The sequence below is a fragment of the Methylobacterium crusticola genome, from assembly GCF_003574465.1.
Lineage (GTDB): Bacteria > Pseudomonadota > Alphaproteobacteria > Rhizobiales > Beijerinckiaceae > Methylobacterium > Methylobacterium crusticola.
Genome location: NZ_QOWC01000098.1, coordinates 1 through 13,203 on the forward strand (window position 1 = coordinate 1; position 13,203 = coordinate 13,203).

The following is a 13,203-nucleotide window of genomic DNA, read 5'->3' on the forward strand; positions in this document are numbered from 1 at the left end:
CGCTTCCGCCGCGACCGCGCCGCCCGCTCCGAGGACATGCGCCGCCTCGCCGCCAACTGGGCGAGGACGGCGCTCGCGGCCGCGGACGGGGCGGCCGCCCCGGGGAGCGCCGCCCCGGGCCCCGGCGAGCTCCTCGCCCTCGCGTACCCGGACCGGATCGCCCGCGCCCGCGGCCGGCCCGGCGAGTTCGTGCTGGCGAACGGCCGCGGCGCCGCCCTCGACGCCGGCCTGGCGCTCGCCCGCGAGCCGTACCTCGCGGTGGCGGAGATCGCCGGCAAGGCCGCCGCCGCCCGCATCCTCGCGGCGGCCCCGATCGGCCTCGAGGCCATCGAGGCGGCCTTCGGCGACCGGATCGAGTCCCGGACCCGCGTCGCCTTCGACGCGGAGGCCCGCGCGCTGCGGGCCCGGGCCCGGCGCCGGCTCGGCGCCGTGACCCTGAGCGAGCGCGTCCTCCCGGTCCCCCCGGACGCCGAGAGCGCCCGCACCCTCGCGCGCGGGATCGCGGATCTCGGCCTCGAGGCCCTCGCCTGGCCCCGGGCCGTGCAGCAATGGCGCGAGCGGGTGCGGTTCCTGCGCGCGGCGGAGGGCGAGCCCTGGCCCGATCTGTCCGACGCGCACCTCGCGGCGACGGTCGAGGACTGGCTCGGCCCGCGCCTCACGGGCCTCACCCGCGTCGACGAGGTCGGCGGCGAGACCCTCGCGGAGGCGCTCCGGGACCTGCTGCCCTGGTCCCTGCGCGCGCGCCTCGACGCGCAGGCGCCGACCCACGTCGAGGTGCCGACCGGCTCGCGCATCGCGGTCGATTACGGCGCCGAGGGCGGCCCGGTCCTGGCGGTGCGCGTGCAGGAGCTGTTCGGGCTCGCCCACCACCCGACCATCGGCGGCGGGCGGGTGCCGCTCGTGCTCCACCTGCTCTCGCCGGCGCAGCGCCCGATCCAGATCACCCGCGACCTCCCGGGCTTCTGGCGCGGCTCCTGGGCCTCGGTGCGCGCCGACATGCGCGGGCAGTACCCGCGCCACCCCTGGCCGGACGACCCCCTGGCCGCCCCGCCGACCCGCCGGGCGAAGCCGCGCGGCACCTGAGGGCGGCCGGGTCCGCGCGGGGCTCGCACGGGCGGACCAGCCCCTGGATCGACCCGTCCCGAGGAGGCTCGGCAGTGCGCCCTGAACGGGCTATCCTGCCCGCTGGAGACGCCGCGACAGGTCCGATCGCGAGGCGTGGAGGTGGACGATGGCCAAGGCCTACTGGGTCGCGACGTACCGCGCGGTCAGCAACCCCGACGCGCTGGCCGCCTACGCCAGGCTGAGCGGACCGGCCATCGTGGCTGCCGGCGGACGCATCCTGGTGCGGGGATTGCCGGCGCACGTCTACGAAGCCGGGCTGGCGCAGCGCACCGTCGTCATCGAGTTCGACAGCGTGGAGCAGGCGAGGGCCGCGCACGACAGCCCGGCCTACCAGGAGGCGCTCAACGCCCTGGCGGGCGGAGCCGAGCGCGACATCCGGATCGTCGAGGCCGCGCAAGCCTGACGCCGCCGCCCGGACGCGCTCCGAGGAACCCCGGCCGGGCCCCGACCCCCGCGGCCCCGGGTCCCGCGGCCCGGCCCGGCGGACGGGAGGCGGGGCCCCGGCGCCGTCAGCGCGACGACACCGCCCCGCCCGGGTGCCGCAGCACCCGCCCGTCCAGCTCAAGCTCCATCAGCAGACCCTGCACGGCGCGGGCCGGCAGTCCGGCCTGCCGGGCGAGCGCGTCGACGCCGATGGGGCCGGGACCGAGGAGCGCGAGCAGGCGGCCGCGCTCGTCGGCCGGCGCCGGGGCGGCCTCGGCGGGTTCGAGGGACGGCTGCTCGGGCTCCGCCGCCATCGACCCGACGGGGTCGGCCGCGAAGTCGATCTCGTCCCAGTACAGGGCCGGCTCGGGTGCCGGCGCCCCGTCCTGCGCGCCCTCGGGCGGCGCCTCGTGCCCCATCAGGGGGGCGAGCACGGACAGGACGTGCTCGGGGGCGGCACACAGCGTGGCGCCCTGGCGGATGAGGTCGTTCGTGCCCTCGGCCCGGGGATCGAGGGGCGAGCCCGGCACGGCGAACACCTCCCGGCCCTGCTCCAGGGCGAAGCGCGCCGTGATCAGGGAGCCCGAGCGCCGCGCCGCCTCGACCACGACGGTGCCGAGGCAGAGCCCGGAGATGATGCGGTTGCGGCGGGGGAAGTCGCGGCCGCGGGGCTCCCAGCCCATCGGCATCTCGGCCAGGACCGCGCCGCCCTGCGCCAGGATGCGCTCGACGAGGCCGGCATGGTCGGACGGGTAGATCCTGTCGTGGCCGCCGGCCAGCACCGCGACCGTGCCGGTGGCGAGAGCGGCCCCGTGGGCGCGGACGTCGATGCCGCGGGCGAGGCCCGAGACGACGACGAGCCCCTCCGCGCCGAGCGCCTGGGCGAGCCGCTCCGCGAAGGTCATCCCGGCAGCCGAGGCGTTGCGCGAGCCGACGATCGCCACCGCCGGGCGCTTCAGGGCCGCGGCGTCGCCCCGCAGCGCGACCAGGGGCGGCGCGTCGGCGGTGGCCTGGAGCGGCAGGGGGTAGTCCGGCTCGCCCATGGCGACGAAGCGGACGCCGAGGCGGGCGGCGGCCGCGACCTCGCGCTCGGCCGCGGCCCGGCTCGTCACCTTGATGGCCCGCCCGCGCTGCCGGGCGAGCCCGGGCAGGGCCGCGAGCGCCGGCCCGGCGCCGCCGAAGCGGTTGACGAGGCCCCGGAAGGTGCGCGGCCCGATGCCGTCGGAGCGGATCAGTCGCAGCCAGTCGAGACGCTGCGCATCGCTGAGTTGCAAGGCCCTCTCCCCTTGGGTGAGGGCCGCCCGAGGTCCTCAGCCCTTCTGCCCGATGCGCCCCTCGGTGCCGTCGATGAGGCGGCGGATGTTGGGCGCGTGCTTCCACCATAGCAGCAGCCCGAGCCCGCAGAACAGCGCGGCGAGGCGGCCGTGGCCGAGGACGAGGAGCAGGAGCGGCGTGGCGGCGGAGGCCGCGAGCGCCGCGGCCGAGGAGTAGCGCAGCAGGGCCGCGAGCCCGAGCCAGACCGCCGCGAAGGCGACGACGCCGAGGGGATAGAGCCCGAGCAGCACGCCGATGAAGGTCGCCACGCCCTTGCCGCCCCTGAACCCGAGCCAGACCGGGAACAGGTGGCCGAGGAACGCCCCGAGGCCCGCCGCCATGGCGGCGTCGGCGCCCCAGAGCCGCTCGGCGACCAGCACCGCGGCGGTGCCCTTGAGGGCGTCGCCGAGGAGGGTCGCGGCGGCGAGCCCCTTGCGGCCGGTGCGCAGCACGTTGGTGGCGCCGATGTTGCCCGACCCGATCGCCCGCACGTCGCCGAGGCCGGCGAGCCGGGTCAGGATCAGGCCGAACGGGATCGCGCCGAGGAGGTAGCCGAGGCCGAGGCCGGCGAGGACGAGGCCGTCCATCAGCGCGGCTCCTCGAAGCGGTGGACGACCCGGCCCCCGACCAGGGTCAGGAGCGCCCGCCCCTGGAGCCGGGCCTCGTCGAAGGGCGAGTTCTTGGAGAGCGAGCGCAGCCGGCGCTTATCGAGGACGTAGGGCGCGTCCGGGTCGATCAGCACGAGGTCGGCGGGGGCGCCGGGGGCGAGGCGGCCGCCAGCGCGGCCGAGCACCCGCGCGGGCGCGCTCGAGAGGGCCGCGAGCAGCCGCGGCAGGGGAAGGTCGCCGGCGTGGACGAGGCGCAAAGCGGCGGCGAGCAGGGTCTCGATGCCGAGCGCCCCGTCCTCGGCCTCGGCGAAGGGCAGGCGCTTGGTCTCGACGTCCTGCGGGTTGTGGTCCGAGACCACGACGTCGATGACGCCCTCGGCGAGGCCCGCCACCACGGCCTGCCGGTCGGCCTCGTCGCGCAGGGGGGGCGAGAGCTTGCAGAAGGTGCGGTAGTGGCCGATGTCGTTCTCGTTCAGCACGAGGTTGTTGATCGAGACGCCGCAGGTGACCGGCAGGCCCGCCTCCTTGGCCCGCCGCACGATCTCGACCGAGTCCGCGCAGGAGATCATCGCCGCGTGGTAGCGCCCGCCGGTGAGGCGCACGAGGCGGATGTCGCGCTCCAGCAGGATGGTCTCGGCCTCCCGCGGGATGCCGTGCAGGCCGAGGCGCGAGGCCATCTCGCCCTCGTTCATCACCCCGTCGCCGACGAGGTCCGGCTCCTCGACGTGCTGCATCAGGAGCGCGCCGAAGTCGCGGGCGTAGGTGAGCGCGCGGCGCATCACCTGGGCGTTCGTGAGGCTGCGCAGCCCGTCCGTGAAGGCCACCGCCCCGGCCTCGCCGAGGAGGCCGAACTCCGTCATCACCCGGCCGCCGAGCCCCTTCGTGATGGCGGCGGCGGGCAGGACGTGGACGCTCGCGGTGTCGCGGGCGCGCCGCAGCACGAAGTCGACGATGGCCGGGTCGTCGATCACCGGGTTGGTGTCGGGCATGCACACGAGCGTGGTGACGCCGCCGGCCGCCGCCGCCGCGCTGGCGCTCGCGAGCGTCTCGCGGTGCTCGGCCCCCGGCTCCCCCACGAAGGCCCGCAGGTCGACGAGGCCCGGCGCCAGGACGTGGCCGCCGGCCTCGACCGTCTCGGCGCCCTCCGGCGCCGGGGGCGCCGCCCCCCAGTGCACGTCCGCGACGACGCCGTCGCGGACGAGGACGGCGCCCGGCCCCTCCCGGCCGCTGGCGGGATCGACGAGGCGGGCATTGGCGATCAGGAGCGGCGTCATGGGCGTCCCACGTTCCGTGTTCTTCGAGGCGGCGGCGGCGTGCGCGGCCGGGGGCCGGAGGGACGCGCCCCTCACGCGTTCGGCAGGTGCATCGCCAGCGCCTCCAGCACGGCCATGCGCACCGCGACGCCCATCTCCACCTGCTCCTTGATCAGGGACTGCGCCCCGTCGGCGACGTCCGACGCGATCTCGACGCCGCGGTTCATCGGCCCGGGATGCATCACGAGCGCGTCGGGCCGGGCCTGCCGGAGCTTGTCGCCGTCGAGGCCGAAATACCGGAAATACTCCTTCACGGAGGGCACGAACGAGCCGTTCATGCGCTCGCGCTGGAGGCGCAGCATCATCACGATGTCGACGTCGCGCAGGCCCGCCCGCATGTCGGTGAAGACCTCGACGCCGAAGCGCGCGATGCCCGGCGGCAGCAGGGTCGAGGGCCCGATCACCCGGACGCGCGCCCCCATCGCCTGGAGCAGGATGATGTTGGAGCGCGCCACCCGCGAGTGCAGGACGTCGCCGCAGATCGCCACCGCGAGGCCCTCGATCCGGCCCTTGTTGCGGCGGATGGTCAGGGCGTCCAGGAGGGCCTGGGTCGGGTGCTCGTGCGCGCCGTCGCCGGCATTGACCACCGCGCAGTCGACCTTGCGGGCGAGCAGGTGCACGGCGCCGGCCTCGTGGTGGCGCACCACGATGATGTCGGGCCGCATGGCGTTGAGGGTCGCGGCGGTGTCGATCAGGGTCTCGCCCTTCTTCACCGACGAGGAGGCGACCGACATGTTCATCACGTCGGCGCCGAGGCGCTTGCCGGCGAGCTCGAACGAGGATTGCGTCCGGGTCGAGGGCTCGAAGAACAGGTTGATCTGGGTGCGCCCGCGCAGCGTGGAGCGCTTCTTCTCCACCTGGCGGCTGATGTCGACGGCCTCGTCGGCGCGGTCGAGGAGCGCGGCGATGTCGAGGGGCGACAGGCCCTCGATGCCGAGCAGGTGGCGGTGCGGGAAGCCGGAGGGACTTGAGGTGCTCATCCTGAGCGAAGGCCTATAGGAGCCGCGGCGCAGGGCCGCAAGGACGGGCCCGCGGCCGATCCCACGATTTGACAACCGCTCCGGCATCACCCACTTGTGCATTTCGCGGCGCTCCACTCGCGCGCCGGCCGCCCCGCACAAGTTGAAGATCGATCTGCCGCGGTGTGCTTGGGAAGAGGCAAGCCGTTCATGAAAGTCGTCGTCGTCGAGTCGCCGGCCAAAGCCAAGACGATCAATAAATACCTCGGGCGCGACTACGAGGTTCTGGCCTCGTTCGGGCATATCCGCGATCTTCCGGCCAAGGATGGGTCCGTCGACCCGGATCAGGACTTCCTGATGCTGTGGGAGCTGGAGGAGCGCGGGGCCAAGCGGGTGTCCGAGATCGCCCGGGCCGTGAAGGGGGCCGACAAGCTGATCCTGGCGACCGACCCGGACCGCGAGGGCGAGGCGATCTCCTGGCACGTCCTGGAGGCGCTCCAGGCCAAGCGCGTGCTGAAGGGCGTGCCGGTGGAGCGCGTGACCTTCAACGCCATCACCAAGGACGCGGTGCAGACCGCGATGGCCCAGCCGCGCGCCATCGACCAGGCCCTCGTCGACGCCTACCTGGCCCGCCGGGCCCTCGACTACCTCGTGGGCTTCAACCTCTCGCCGGTGCTGTGGCGCAAGCTCCCGGGCGCCCGCTCGGCGGGCCGGGTGCAGTCGGTGGCCCTGCGCCTCGTCTGCGACCGCGAGCGCGAGATCGAGACCTTCAAGCCCCGCGAGTACTGGTCGCTCGTCGCGACCCTGGCGACCCGCGCCGGGGCCGTGTTCGAGGCGCGCCTCGTCGGGGCCGACGGCAAGCGCATCCAGCGCCTCGACGTCGGCACCGCCGCGGAGGCCGAGGCCTTCCGGCGCGACCTCGAGCTCGCGACCTTCTCGGTCGCCTCCGTCGAGGCCAAGCCCGCCAAGCGCCACCCGCAGCCGCCCTTCACCACCTCGACGCTGCAGCAGGAGGCCTCGCGCAAGCTCGGCATGGCGCCGGCCCAGACCATGCGGGTGGCCCAGCGGCTCTACGAGGGCACCGAGATCGGCGGCGAGACCGTCGGGCTCATCACCTACATGCGGACCGACGGCGTCGACATGGCGCCGGAGGCGATCGCGGACGCCCGCGGGGTCATCGCCCGGGAGTACGGCGACGCCTACGTGCCGGGGGCGCCGCGCAAGTACAGCGTCAAGGCGAAGAACGCCCAGGAGGCGCACGAGGCCGTGCGCCCCACCGACCTCGGCCGCCTGCCCAAGGAGGTGGCGCGCTACCTCGAGCCCGAGCAGGCCAGGCTCTACGACCTGATCTGGACCCGCACGGTGGCGAGCCAGATGGAATCGGCCGAGCTCGAGCGCACCACCGTCGACGTGACGGGCCAGGTCGGGCCGCGCCGGATCGACCTGCGGGCGACCGGCCAGGTGGTGCGCTTCGACGGCTTCCTCACCCTCTACCAGGAGGGCAAGGACGACGAGGAGGACGAGGAGGCCCGCCGCCTGCCGCCCATGGCGGCCGGCGATCCCCTGACCCGCGAGCGCATCGCCGCGACCCAGCACTTCACCGAGCCGCCGCCGCGCTACTCCGAGGCGAGCCTCGTGAAGCGCATGGAGGAGCTCGGCATCGGGCGGCCCTCGACCTACGCGGCCGTGCTCCAGGTCCTGCGCGACCGCGAATACGTCCGCATCGACAAGAAGCGCCTCGTGCCGGAGGACAAGGGCCGCATCGTCACCGGCTTCCTCGAGAGCTTCTTCCGGCGCTACGTCGAGTACGACTTCACGGCGGACCTCGAGGGGCAGCTCGACCGGATCTCGAACGCCGAGATCGACTGGCGCGAGGTGCTGCGGGATTTCTGGCGCGAGTTCTCGGCGGCGATCGCCGGCACCAAGGAGCTGCGCACCGCCGAGGTCCTGGAGGCCCTCAACGAGCTGCTCGGCGAGCACATCTTCCCGGCCCGGGCCGACGGCGCCAACCCGCGGACCTGCCCGACCTGCGCCACCGGCACGCTCTCCCTGAAGCTCGGCAAGTTCGGGGCCTTCGTGGGCTGCTCGAACTACCCCGAGTGCAAGTTCACCCGCCAGCTCAACGCCGCCGGCCTCGAGGGCGAGGGCGAGGGCGCGGGCGGCGAGGGCGGCCAGCCGGGGGTGCGGGTCCTCGGCACGGACCCCGAGACCGGGATGCCCGTGACCCTGCGCGACGGCCGCTTCGGGCCCTTCGTCCAGCTCGGCGAGACGAGCCCCGACAAGGACGCCGAGAAGCCCAAGCGCTCCTCCCTGCCGAAGGGCGCGGCGCCCTCCTCGATCGACCTCGCGAAGGCCCTCAAGCTCCTGGCGCTCCCCCGCGAGGTGGCGCGCCACCCCGAGACGGGCGAGCCGATCCTGGCCAGCATCGGCCGCTACGGGCCCTACGTGCAGCACGGCAAGACCTACGCCAATCTCGGGCGCGACGACGACGTTCTGGAGATCGGGCCGAACCGCGCCATCGACCTCATCGTCCAGAAGGAGCAGGGCGGCGGCCGGCCCGTGGCCGATCCCGGCCGGGTCATCGGCACGGCGCCGGAGAGCGGGCGCGCCGTCACCCTGAAGGCGGGCCGCTACGGGCCCTACGTGACGGACGGCGAGATCAACGCGACGCTGCCCAAGGGCGCCAGCGGCGAGGCGCTGACCCTCGAGGAGGCCCTGCGGCTGATCGCGGCCCGTCGCGAGGCGGGGGGCGGCACGAAGAAGAAGGGGGCGCGGGGGCGCGCCTCCGGCGACGCCGCCAAGGCGCCCGCCCGCAAGGCGGCCGGCACCAAGGCGGCCGGGGCCAAGAAGGCGCCCGCCAAGAAGCCCGCGGCCGCCAGGAAGGCGCCCGGGAAGGCGGCGGCCGGGGAGTAGCGGGCGCGACGGGGCCTCCTACCCCCCGGCGCCCCTGGGGGCCCGCGCCGCCGAGCGCGCCAGCACCACGAGCGCGCGTTCCGGCAGGCGCACCTGGCCACCGGCCCGCACCGCCTCGCGGGCGAGGGGCCTCCCGTCCGGCGCCGTGGTGTCGAAGACCGGCGCCCAGGGGCCGCCGACCACGCGGGCGAGGTGGAACTCCACCGGCGCCTCGGCGGCGTTCGCCAGGATGAGGAGGCGGCGCCCGTCCGGCGCGTCGTTGCCGATCTGCATGCCGAAGGCCCTCCGCGCGGCGTCGCCCCAGGCCGCGTCGTCCATCTCGGCGCCGCAGGGCGAGAGCCAGTGGACGTCCTTGAGGCCGTTGGACGCGACCTTCTCGCCGGTCAGGAACTTGCGCCGGCGCAGGGCCCGGTGCTCGCGGCGCAGCGCCAGCAGGTTGCGCAGGAACGCGAGCAGCGCCGGGTCGCCGCCGTCGTTCTCCCAGTCCATCCACGACGTGGCGTTGTCCTGGCAGTAGGCGTTGTTGTTGCCGCCCTGCGTGCGCGAGCGCTCGTCGCCCATGAGCAGCATCGGGGCGCCCTGGGCCAGCAGGATCGTGGCGAGGAGGTTGCGCTTCTGCCGGGCGCGCACGCCCGCGACCGCCGGGTCCTCGGTCGGCCCCTCGACGCCGTAGTTGCGCGAGACGTTGTGGCCGTGTCCGTCCCGGTTGTCCTCGCGGTTCGCCTCGTTGTGCTTGTGCTCGTAGGAGACCACGTCGGCGAGGGTGTAGCCGTCGTGCGAGGTGATGAAGTTGATGCTGGCCGAGGGGCCGCGTCCGGAGGGCGCGAAGATCTCGCGGGAGCCCGTGAGGCCCTGCGTCAGCCGGGGCAGCTGGCCGTCGTCGCCGCGCCAGAAGCCGCGGGCGGCGTCCCGGAACTGGTCGTTCCAGTCGCTCCACCCGATCGGGAAGCCGCCGAGCTGGTAGCCGCCCATCCCGACGTCCCAGGGCTCGGCGATGAGCTTGACCCGGGACAGGACCGGGTCCTGGAGCAGGGCCTGGAACACCGCCGCCCGGGGGGTGAAATCGTGGGGCGAGCGGGCGAGGCTCGAGGCGAGGTCGAAGCGGAAGCCGTCGATGCGGTAGGCCTCGACCCAGTGCCGCAGGGAGTCGAGCACCATCTGCAGCACCCGCGGATGGGCGACGTCGAGGGTGTTGCCGCAGCCCGTGCAGTCGATGTCCTGGCGCGGGTCGTCGGGCCTGAGCTTGTAGTAGCTCGCGTTGTCGACGCCCCGGAAGGACAGGCTCGGGCCGTGCCGGTCGGCCTCGCAGGTGTGGTTGTAGACCACGTCCATCAGCACCTCGATGCCGGCGGCGTGGAGCTGGCGGATCGCCGCCCGCAGCCCCGCGCTCCCGCCCGGGCCGAGGTAGCGCGGCTCGGGCGAGAAGTAGTTGAGGGGCGAGTAGCCCCAGAAGTTCGTGAGGCCGCGCTCCACGAGGAAGCGGTCGTCCACGAAGGCCTGGATCGGCAGCAGCTCCACCGCCGTGACGCCGAGGCCGACGAGGTGGTCGACCACCGCCGGGTGCCCGAGCGCCGCGTAGCTGCCGCGCCAGGGCAGCGGCACGCCCGGATGGGCCTGGGTCAGGGCCCGCACGTGCGCCTCGTAGATCACGCTGTCGGTGAGCGGCCGGCGCAGGGGCGGGTCGTCGGGGAGGAGCGCCTCGGGCGCGGTCACGATGCCCTTGGGCATCATCGGGGCGCTGTCGCGGCGGTCGACCTGGTCGTCGCGCTGCAGCCCGCGGCGGTAGGCGTAGAGGGCGTCGTGCCAGCGCACGCGCCCGTGCAGCTCGCGGGCGTAGGGGTCGAGCGTGAGCTTGGAGGGGTTGAAGCGGTGCCCCCGCGCCGGCTCCCACGGCCCGTGGACGCGGTAGCCGTAGAGCTGGCCCGGCAGCAGGCCGGCGAGGTGGCCGTGCCAGACGTCGTCCGTGCGCCGCGGCAGCCGGACCACGTCGGTCTGGACCCGGCCGGAGGCGTCGAACAGGCAGAGGTCGACCGCGGTGGCGTGGCCCGAGAACAGCGCGAAGTTGATGCCGCGCCCGTCGAAATGGGCGCCGAGGGGCGCCGGCGCGCCGTCGTCGAGAGCGATCATGCCGTCCTTGTCCATCGTCTGCCCGCGGCGGTCGGGCGCGGGACCCCGGCCGGCCGGCCGGTCGCGCACGACCATGCCTGCGGGCCGGCGCATTGCCAAGATTGCGGGCCGGCCGCGGGGCGCGGGCGCCCCGGGGCCCGCCGCCCGCTCCGGCCCGGTCAGGCGGCCTCCCGCCCCTCCTCCCGCGAGACCAGCGCCACCGCCTCCCGCAGGGTGCCGAGGCCGGCCTCCGGCCGCGTGCCCGCCGTCGAGAGGTGGCGGCGGTAGCCGCGGGCGCCGGGGCGGCCGTTGAACAGGCCGAGCATGTGGCGCGTCATCGCGTGCAGGCGCACGCCCTCGGCGAGCCGCCCGGCGACGTAGGGCGCGTAGGCCTCCACGGCCGCGAACGGGTCCGGCACCGGTGCGGGCGCGCCGAACAGGAGCGGGTCGACCCCGAGGAGGAGGGCCGGATCCGCGTAGGCGGCCCGCCCGAGCATCACGCCGTCGACGGCCGCGAGCTGGGCCGCGGCCTCCTCCAGGGTGCGCAGGCCCCCGTTGATCGCGACCGGGAGGCCGGGGTTCGCCCGCTTGAGGCGGTGGACCCGGCCGTAATCGAGGGGCGGCACGTCCCGGTTCTCCTTCGGGGACAGGCCCTGGAGCCAGGCCTTGCGGGCATGCACCACCACGGCGTCGGCGCCCGCCGCCCGCACCGCGGCCACGAGGGCGTCGAGGGCGGCCTCCGGGTCCTGGTCGTCGACCCCGAGGCGGCACTTCACCGTGACGGGGACCGACACCGCCGCCTTCATGGCCGCCACGCAGGCGCCGACGCGCGCCGGCTCGCGCATCAGGCAGGCACCGAAGCGCCCGTCCCGCACCCGGTCGGAGGGGCAGCCGACGTTGAGGTTCACCTCGTGGTAGCCGACATCCGCCGCGATGCGGGCCGCCGCCGCGAGCTCGGCCGGCTCGGAGCCGCCGAGCTGGAGCGCCACCGGGTGCTCGGCCGGATCGAACCCGAGCAGCCGCTCGCGGGGCCCGTGCAGCACCGCCCCCGTCGTGACCATCTCGGTGTAGAGCCGGGCGCGCCTCGACAGCGTCCGGTGGAAGGCCCGGCAGTGCCGGTCCGTCCAGTCCATCATCGGGGCGACGCTGAAGCGCCACGTCGTCGCAGGACGGGGAATGGGGTCCATCGCCTTCTCAGCTCGCGTCGATCGTGTTCGGTCGCGGGGGCGCTCGCCCCCGCGCGGAGCGGGTGCCCGCCCTCGGGCGCCGCACCCGGCGGCGGCGTGCCCGCCCCTCAGTGGTCGTGGCCGCATCCCGGTCCGTGGACGTGACCGGCCGGGCCGTGCACGTGGCCGGCCGGGCCGTGCGCGGGATGGGCGTGGGCATCGGGGGCGTGCCCGTGCAGGGCGGGCGCGGGCTCGGCGTGGTCGTGGTCGTGGTGGCGGTGATCGTGGTGGTCGTGGCCATGGTGGTCGTGGCCGCACTGGCTGTGGTCGTGCGCGGCGGCCTCGCGCTCGGGCCGGAAGGCCCGCTCGACGGGGGCGGCGGTGCAGCCCTGGCCGCGGACGAGCTCCGCCACGGCCGGGTCGGCCAGGACGTAGAGCGCGTCGGCGGTGATCTCCGCCTGGACGTGGTTGCTGCCGAGCTGCCAGGCCAGGCGCGTCAGGCGCGCGGGGTTCCCGGCCCGGATCTCCAGGAGGGACTGCGCCGCCGCCGCGATGCGCACGAGGCGGCCGTCGTCGAGGCGGACCGCGTCGCCGTCCTCCAGGGTCGCGGCCCGGCCGAGGGAGAGCCGGAAGGCGAGCCCGCCGGCGGCGGTCAGGTCGGCCTCGCTCCGGGTGCGCGCCGCGTGGTCGAGGGCGACCGTGTCGACCACGGCGTCGGGCCGGACGGCGGGTTTGCGGACGATGGTGGTGGCACGCAGCATGAGGTCCTCGCGGCAGGAACGCGTCGGCTCCCTGTAGAGCATTTGCCGGCGCGGCGGCAGAGCGCCGGGCCTGTGGCGCGCGTGCCGCAGCGCCGCGCTTTCGGACGCCGCGGGCCTGCGCCCGGGAACCCTCCCGCGCCGGGCTCATTTGGCGTTCAGCCGTTCAATGGCTAAGCTGCAACCAGCGGCACGCGGCGGGAACGCCGGCAGCCAGACCGCGAATCGCACGAGGGGATCACCATCATGAAGAAGCTCATCGCCGCCACGCTCGCCGGCGCCCTGGCGCTCTCGGTCGGCGCCTGCAACACGCCGGGCGACCGCGCCGCCGGCGGCGCGGCCCTCGGCGGCCTCACCGGCGCCGCGGTCGGCGCGGCGGCCACGGGCCGGGCCAGCGGCGCCGTCGCGGGCGGCCTCATCGGCGCGGCCGGCGGCGCCCTGGTGGGCGCGGCGACGGCCCCGCAATGCCCCTACGGCACCTACCGCGATCCCTACGGCAACATCTACTGCCGCTGATC

11 protein-coding genes are annotated in these 13,203 nt (G+C 75.4%); 4 read left to right on the plus strand and 7 right to left on the minus strand.

Features of this window, described 5'->3' with window-relative positions:
- Together DT057_RS21865 and DT057_RS21870 are read left to right on the plus strand one after the other, a co-directional pair.
- Positions 1 to 1,083 (plus strand): ATP-dependent helicase C-terminal domain-containing protein (locus DT057_RS21865; RefSeq protein WP_276469426.1); only part of this gene is annotated, 1,083 nt, incomplete at its 5' end.
- 148 nt (positions 1,084 to 1,231) lie between these two features.
- A complete protein-coding gene (locus DT057_RS21870; RefSeq protein WP_128564223.1) occupies positions 1,232 to 1,528 on the plus strand; it encodes a DUF1330 domain-containing protein in 297 nt (98 codons plus the stop codon).
- Positions 1,529 to 1,634: 106 nt separating this feature from the next.
- On the opposite strand, the gene dprA is transcribed toward DT057_RS21870, so the two are convergent.
- The 4 genes from dprA to DT057_RS21890 form a co-directional block, all read right to left on the minus strand.
- Positions 1,635 to 2,822 (minus strand): DNA-processing protein DprA, encoded by a 1,188-nt coding sequence (gene dprA / locus DT057_RS21875; protein ID WP_128564224.1) that lies wholly within the window; start codon positions 2,820 to 2,822, stop codon positions 1,635 to 1,637.
- 36 nt (positions 2,823 to 2,858) lie between these two features.
- Entirely contained in the window at positions 2,859 to 3,449 is a 591-nt protein-coding gene (gene plsY / locus DT057_RS21880; protein ID WP_128564225.1) for a glycerol-3-phosphate 1-O-acyltransferase PlsY, read from the minus strand.
- A complete protein-coding gene (locus DT057_RS21885; protein WP_128564226.1) occupies positions 3,449 to 4,744 on the minus strand; it encodes a dihydroorotase in 1,296 nt (431 codons plus the stop codon). The genes plsY and DT057_RS21885 overlap by 1 nt, the downstream gene beginning before the upstream one ends.
- A gap of 71 nt (positions 4,745 to 4,815) precedes the next feature.
- On the minus strand, positions 4,816 to 5,763 hold the full coding sequence (locus DT057_RS21890; RefSeq protein WP_128564227.1) for an aspartate carbamoyltransferase catalytic subunit: 948 nt from the start codon (positions 5,761 to 5,763) through the stop codon (positions 4,816 to 4,818).
- A 189-nt stretch (positions 5,764 to 5,952) separates the two neighbouring features.
- Between DT057_RS21890 and topA the strand changes: the two genes are divergently transcribed.
- Entirely contained in the window at positions 5,953 to 8,655 is a 2,703-nt protein-coding gene (gene topA, locus DT057_RS21895; protein ID WP_128564228.1) for a type I DNA topoisomerase, read from the plus strand.
- Between the two features lie 18 nt (positions 8,656 to 8,673).
- Here topA and glgX read toward each other — a convergent pair whose 3' ends face one another.
- The 3 genes from glgX to DT057_RS21910 all read right to left on the minus strand — a co-directional run bounded on the left by glgX (position 8,674) and on the right by DT057_RS21910 (position 12,688).
- Entirely contained in the window at positions 8,674 to 10,782 is a 2,109-nt protein-coding gene (glgX, locus tag DT057_RS21900) for a glycogen debranching protein GlgX (protein ID WP_128564229.1), read from the minus strand.
- 158 nt (positions 10,783 to 10,940) lie between these two features.
- Complete coding sequence (gene dusA / locus DT057_RS21905; protein WP_128564230.1) at positions 10,941 to 11,948, minus strand: tRNA dihydrouridine(20/20a) synthase DusA; 1,008 nt, start codon at positions 11,946 to 11,948, stop codon at positions 10,941 to 10,943.
- A gap of 107 nt (positions 11,949 to 12,055) precedes the next feature.
- Positions 12,056 to 12,688, minus strand: coding sequence for an urease accessory protein UreE (locus tag DT057_RS21910; RefSeq protein ID WP_128564231.1), 633 nt, complete (start codon positions 12,686 to 12,688; stop codon positions 12,056 to 12,058).
- Between the two features lie 243 nt (positions 12,689 to 12,931).
- Between DT057_RS21910 and DT057_RS21915 the strand changes: the two genes are divergently transcribed.
- Positions 12,932 to 13,201 (plus strand): hypothetical protein, encoded by a 270-nt coding sequence (locus DT057_RS21915; RefSeq protein WP_128564232.1) that lies wholly within the window; start codon positions 12,932 to 12,934, stop codon positions 13,199 to 13,201.
- Positions 13,202 to 13,203: the final 2 nt, after the last annotated feature.

Coding starts and splice junctions, on each gene's coding strand:
- DT057_RS21870 (WP_128564223.1), top strand. CDS start 1,232: ATGGCCAAGGCCTACTGGGTCGCGACGTACCGCGCGGTCAGCAACCCC.
- plsY (WP_128564225.1), bottom strand. CDS start 3,449: ATGGACGGCCTCGTCCTCGCCGGCCTCGGCCTCGGCTACCTCCTCGGC.
- DT057_RS21885 (WP_128564226.1), bottom strand. CDS start 4,744: ATGACGCCGCTCCTGATCGCCAATGCCCGCCTCGTCGATCCCGCCAGC.
- DT057_RS21890 (WP_128564227.1), bottom strand. CDS start 5,763: ATGAGCACCTCAAGTCCCTCCGGCTTCCCGCACCGCCACCTGCTCGGC.
- topA (WP_128564228.1), top strand. CDS start 5,953: ATGAAAGTCGTCGTCGTCGAGTCGCCGGCCAAAGCCAAGACGATCAAT.
- glgX (WP_128564229.1), bottom strand. CDS start 10,782: ATGATCGCTCTCGACGACGGCGCGCCGGCGCCCCTCGGCGCCCATTTC.
- dusA (WP_128564230.1), bottom strand. CDS start 11,948: ATGGACCCCATTCCCCGTCCTGCGACGACGTGGCGCTTCAGCGTCGCC.
- DT057_RS21910 (WP_128564231.1), bottom strand. CDS start 12,688: ATGCTGCGTGCCACCACCATCGTCCGCAAACCCGCCGTCCGGCCCGAC.
- DT057_RS21915 (WP_128564232.1), top strand. CDS start 12,932: ATGAAGAAGCTCATCGCCGCCACGCTCGCCGGCGCCCTGGCGCTCTCG.